Consider the following 4,748-nt stretch of genomic DNA (forward strand, 5'->3'; position numbering starts at 1 on the left):
GGCGGCGGCCCAGACCTGGGTCCACGCCTGCCGGCCGGAGCCGATCACCCCGAGGGTGGCGGCGTCGGGACGGGCCAGCGCGTCGACCGCGACGCCCCCCAACCCTCCGGTACGACGGGAGCCCAGCTCCTCGCCGACCGCGACCGCCCGCACCGCCCCGGTCCGGGCGTCGTGCAGCACGACCAGCTGCTCCCCCTGCGGGTGGCCGAAGGTGTCGTACGAGCGGAAGCCGTACCACTCGCCGACCAGGTGCCCGGCGGTGAGCACCATCCGTCCGCCGCTCAGCGGCGCGGCGGCCCGGGGCGGCGCGATCAGGCGTCCCTCGTACGCGGCCAGGAGGGCGGCGCGCATGGCGTCGACCGTGGTGGCGGCGTCCAGCGCGGCGGCGACCTCGGGGTCGGCGTAGAGCATGGTCATGCTGGCGATACTGCACGTTGAAGTTAGGTAGAGGTCAACGGACCGTGGCGGTGGTCACCGCCCCGCCGCCGGGGTCGGTGCTAGCGTCGGCACCGGTGGCCGGATGCTCGTGGCCGCTCCGGACGAGTGGTGGGCGTACCCGGTCAGGCCAAGACGCCCCGCGTGACGTGCAGACTCGACTCGTCCCGGCGCGGCAGCCCCGGGCGCTTCCGGTGAGGTGACTGATGGCCTGGCTCGTACTGGTGATCTCGGGACTGCTGGAGACGGCCTGGGCGATCGCCCTGGACCGCAGCGCCGGTTTCAGCCGGCTGGTCCCGTCCGTGGTGTTCGTGGTGACCCTGCTCCTGAGCATGGCCGGGCTGTCGTACGCGCTGCGGGACATCCCCGTCGGCACCGGCTACGCGGTCTGGGTGGGCATCGGCGCGGTCGGCACCGCGCTGGTCGGGATGCTGGCGCTCGGCGAGTCGGCGAGTCTGCCCCGAATCCTCTGCCTCCTGCTGGTGGTCGCGGGCGTGATCGGGTTGAAGATCTTCCACTGAGATGCCCCGTCGGCAGGCGTGGCCAGCGCCCACAATGGGTAGTGATCGATTCGTCACGACAGGCTCTCACCCGGAGGAAGACATGGCCGACATGCCGAGCACCGCCCGTCCCCGCAGCAACGCCGCGCGCATCCTCACCATCGTGGGCTTCGTCTTCGCGGTCCTGGCCCTGCTGCTCAACCCGATCATCTTCGGCGTGCTCGGCGTCATCGCGGGCGTCGTCGGCGCGGTGCTCGGTGACAAGCCGCTGGGGTGGTACGCCGCCGCGGCGAGCGTCGTCGCCGCGATCATCAGCCTGGTGATCATCGGCGCGTTGATCAACAACTGACCACTCCCCCCGTCGCGGGCCCGCCGGACACCGGCGGGCCCGTCGTGCGTCCGGGGTCGGCTGCGGTCAGTCCCCGTCGCCGCGCAGCCCGGCCAGGACCTCGTCCAGCTCGTCCGGCTTGACCAGCACGTCGCGCGCCTTCGACCCCTCGGACGGCCCGACCACACCCCGGGTCTCCATCAGGTCCATCAGGCGGCCCGCCTTGGCGAAACCGACCCGCAACTTGCGCTGCAGCATCGAGGTCGAGCCGAACTGCGAGGTGACCACCAGCTCGACCGCCTGCACCAACAGGTCCAGGTCGTCGCCGATGTCCTCGTCGGTCTTCTTCTTGCTCTCCTGTGCCGGGGCCAGCACGTCCTTGCGGAACTCCGGCTCACGCTGGTCCTTGCAGAACTTCACCACATCGGCGATCTCGCGCTCGGTGACCCAGGCGCCCTGGATACGGACCGGCTTGGAGGCGCCCATCGGCAGGAACAGCCCGTCACCACGGCCGAGCAACTTCTCCGCGCCCGGCTGGTCGAGGATGACCCGGGAGTCCGCGAGGGAGGAGGTGGCGAACGCCAGCCGGGACGGCACGTTCGCCTTGATCAGACCGGTCACCACGTCGACCGAGGGGCGCTGGGTGGCCAGCACCAGGTGGATGCCGGCGGCCCGGGCCAACTGGGTGATCCGGACGACCGAGTCCTCCACGTCGCGCGGCGCGACCATCATCAGGTCGGCCAGCTCGTCCACGATCACCAACAGGTACGGGTACGGGCGCATCTCACGTTCGCTGCCCGGCGGAGCCTTGATCTCGCCGTTGCGGACCTTGCGGTTGAAGTCGTCGATGTGCCGGACCCCGTTGGCGGCCAGGTCGTCGTAGCGCATGTCCATCTCGCGGACCACCCAGTCCAGCGAGTCGGCCGCCTTCTTGGCGTTGGTCACGATCGGGGTGACCAGGTGGGGGATGCCCTCGTAGCCGGTCATCTCGACCCGCTTCGGGTCGATCAGCAGCAGCCGCACCTCGTCCGGGGTGGCCCTGGTGAGGATGGACACCAGCAGGGTGTTGAGGCAGCTCGACTTGCCCGCGCCGGTGGCGCCGGCGATCAGGATGTGCGGCATCTTGGCGAGGTTGGCCACCACGTAGCCGCCCTCGATGTCCTTGCCGAGCGCCACCACCATCGGGTGGTGGTCGCTGGTCGCCGCCCGCGAGCGCAGCACGTCGCCGAGGGCGACGTTCTCCGGGTCGGTGTTCGGGATCTCCACGCCGACGGCGCTCTTGCCCGGGATCGGGCTGAGGATCCGCACGTCCGGCGACTTCACCGCGTACGCGATGTTGCGGGACAGCTGGGTGATCCGCTCGACCTTGACGCCGTGCCCCAGCTCCACCTCGTAGCGGGTGACGGTCGGGCCACGGGTGAAACCGGTGACCGCCGCGTCCACATCGAACTGGTCGAACACGCCGGTCAGCGCGGCGATCACCTCGTCGTTGGCCTTGCTGCGGGTCTTCGCGGCGGCACCGGCGCTGAGCATGTTGGCCGGCGGCAGGGTGTAGTCCCCGGCCAGCCCGGTCAACGCGAGCTGCTCGGCCCGGGTCGGGGCGGGCGAGTGCTCCGGCGGCTCGGCCGGCGGCTTGCGGGTCGCCGGCACCTTCGCCGGAGACTTGCGCGGCAGCACCATGGTCTCCTGGAGGTCCGCGCCGTCCAGGTCCTCGAAGTCGTCCGGGTCCAGTGGCGGAGGCATCCGCTTCGCCGGTCGCTTGCGCGCCGGCCTGGCGTCCGGCTGGTCCGCCTCCTCGTCGGCCTCCGGTGCGCCGACCAGCCCACCCGCGAGCAGGCCCAGCCGCTCGGGGATCTTGTTGATCGGCGTCGCGGTCACCACGAGCAGGCCGAAGAGCAGCAGCAGGATGAGCAGCGGCACCGCCACCCAGGCGGTCACCGCCCGCTCCAGCAGCCCGCCGACGCCCGCGCCGACCAGGCCGCCGGCGAAGTCACGTTGCAGCGGGTCGGCCGGGTCCTGACCGATCTGGAGCAGCGCTGCGGTCGACACCAGCAGCGAACCCCAGCCGATCAGCCCACGGCCCCGGTGCTCCGGATCGGCCGGCTGACGCATCAGCCGCCACGCCCCGATCATCAACAGCACCGGTACGACCACCGAGATCGCCCCGAGGAACAGCCGGATCGTGTCGGCCAGTCGCGCGCCCACCGGCCCGGCTCCGGACAGCCAGAGCGCCACGGCGGAGAGCAGGGCGAGCCCAAACATGAGCAGCCCGGCACCGTCGCGGCGGTGCTCCGGGTCGAGGTCACGGGCCGAGGCGGCCTGCCGGCCGGCGGCACGCACGGCCCAGCCCATCCCGTGCGCCAGCCCCATCCACAGTGCACCGACCGCGCGACCGACGTAGACCGCCGGGCCGGGCCGGGGCGGCGTGGTGCGACGTCGGACCGGTGCCCGGGTGGTCTTCTTCACCGGCTGACGGGCACGACTGTTGGTGCCACCGCGCGGCGACGCGCCGCGCCGCCGGCTCGCCTGAGAGGTACGGCCCGCCATAGAGTCACGGTAACGGTGGGGCCGGGCAGAACCCCGCTTTTCCGGGTCGTGTCCGCGCGTCGTAACACGAACCCCACCGCCGGTCGTGATATCCGCCTCAGAAGGGATGCCCCATGGCGTCGCCGGAAATCGAGGGCGATCCGGAAGATCCGCTGGCCGGGCACCCTGGCGCACTGCGTCCGCTGACCGGCGAACTGGTCGCCGCGGTGCTCGCTGCCCGCGGCCGGTCCGTCGGCCTGACCCCGGACGACGAGTTGGTGGGCGACTTCGACGACAACCTGATCTGGTTCCTCCGCGTCGGCGGCGACGGGGAGCTGCTCCAGATCCGCACCATGGTCGATCCGACCTTCGGCATCGAACGGGTGCCGGACCTGTACGCGTTCTGCAACTCCTGGAACCACGACCGGCTCTGGCCGAAGGCGTTCGTGCACGTCGACGACGACGGTCGGGCCCGGGTGTACGGAGAGGTGATCACCGACCTGGAACGCGGCGTGACCCCACACCAGCTCGACCAACTGCTCGACTGTGGCATCTCCACCGGCTGCCAGCTGGCCGTGGCGGTCCGTCGACTGCCCGGCGCGGTGCCGTCGTGACCGGCCGGGACGAGTTCATCGGTAGCCGCACCGGCACGCCACCCACCGGCCCCGGTGACCGCCTCACGCGCGGCCGCGTACCGGCGTTGGAGGCCGCGCTCGCCGAGGCCCGGGACCTCCCCGACGGCCCGGCCCGGCAGGTGGCCCTGGAACGCCTCGCCGAGCGCGCCGACCTGGGCCTCGCCGGCAGAGACCGCGGCGGCCAGTGGGCCGTTGCCGACGTTGACCACCGGCGGGGCGGGCACGCCGGCGACCGGTGCGCCGCCGGGGAGCTGGAGGGCGGAAGAGGGGCGGGTAGGGAAAGAGGGTAGAGCTGGGGGGGCGCCTGAGCATTAAAAAAAAAAG

The 4,748-nt window shown here is 71.9% G+C and carries 5 protein-coding genes, 1 pseudogene and 1 riboswitch; of the genes and pseudogenes, 4 read left to right on the forward strand and 2 right to left on the reverse strand.

Features of this window, described 5'->3' with window-relative positions; all coding sequences use genetic code 11:
* Window positions 1-417: pseudogene (locus tag PSH25_RS14725) on the reverse strand (ornithine cyclodeaminase family protein); the annotation flags it as partial.
* 92 nt (window positions 418-509) lie between these two features.
* A riboswitch (guanidine-III (ykkC-III) riboswitch) is annotated at window positions 510-580 on the forward strand.
* Between the two features lie 61 nt (window positions 581-641).
* Here PSH25_RS14725 and sugE point away from each other — a divergent pair.
* Both sugE and PSH25_RS14735 read left to right on the forward strand, forming a co-directional pair.
* Window positions 642-956 (forward strand): quaternary ammonium compound efflux SMR transporter SugE, encoded by a 315-nt coding sequence (gene sugE, locus PSH25_RS14730; RefSeq protein ID WP_112586602.1) that lies wholly within the window; start codon window positions 642-644, stop codon window positions 954-956.
* Window positions 957-1,038: 82 nt separating this feature from the next.
* Window positions 1,039-1,284: a hypothetical protein gene (locus tag PSH25_RS14735; protein ID WP_238659633.1), complete on the forward strand. Its 246-nt coding sequence runs from the start codon at window positions 1,039-1,041 to the stop codon at window positions 1,282-1,284.
* Between the two features lie 66 nt (window positions 1,285-1,350).
* Here the strand turns inward: PSH25_RS14735 and PSH25_RS14740 are convergent, their stop codons facing one another.
* Complete coding sequence (locus PSH25_RS14740; RefSeq protein WP_238659634.1) at window positions 1,351-3,810, reverse strand: DNA translocase FtsK; 2,460 nt, start codon at window positions 3,808-3,810, stop codon at window positions 1,351-1,353.
* 113 nt (window positions 3,811-3,923) lie between these two features.
* On the opposite strand from PSH25_RS14740, the gene PSH25_RS14745 reads away from it, so the two are divergent.
* Window positions 3,924-4,403 (forward strand): type III secretion system chaperone family protein, encoded by a 480-nt coding sequence (locus tag PSH25_RS14745; protein ID WP_238659635.1) that lies wholly within the window; start codon window positions 3,924-3,926, stop codon window positions 4,401-4,403.
* Window positions 4,400-4,714 (forward strand): hypothetical protein, encoded by a 315-nt coding sequence (locus PSH25_RS14750; protein WP_238659636.1) that lies wholly within the window; start codon window positions 4,400-4,402, stop codon window positions 4,712-4,714. Before PSH25_RS14745 ends, PSH25_RS14750 begins: the two co-directional genes overlap by 4 nt.
* Window positions 4,715-4,748: the final 34 nt, after the last annotated feature.

This window comes from Micromonospora foliorum, assembly GCF_022229015.1.
In the GTDB taxonomy this organism is placed as follows: domain Bacteria; phylum Actinomycetota; class Actinomycetes; order Mycobacteriales; family Micromonosporaceae; genus Micromonospora; species Micromonospora foliorum.

Coding starts and splice junctions, on each gene's coding strand:
- PSH25_RS14735 (WP_238659633.1), top strand. CDS start 1,039: ATGGCCGACATGCCGAGCACCGCCCGTCCCCGCAGCAACGCCGCGCGC.
- PSH25_RS14745 (WP_238659635.1), top strand. CDS start 3,924: ATGGCGTCGCCGGAAATCGAGGGCGATCCGGAAGATCCGCTGGCCGGG.
- PSH25_RS14740 (WP_238659634.1), bottom strand. CDS start 3,810: ATGGCGGGCCGTACCTCTCAGGCGAGCCGGCGGCGCGGCGCGTCGCCG.
- sugE (WP_112586602.1), top strand. CDS start 642: ATGGCCTGGCTCGTACTGGTGATCTCGGGACTGCTGGAGACGGCCTGG.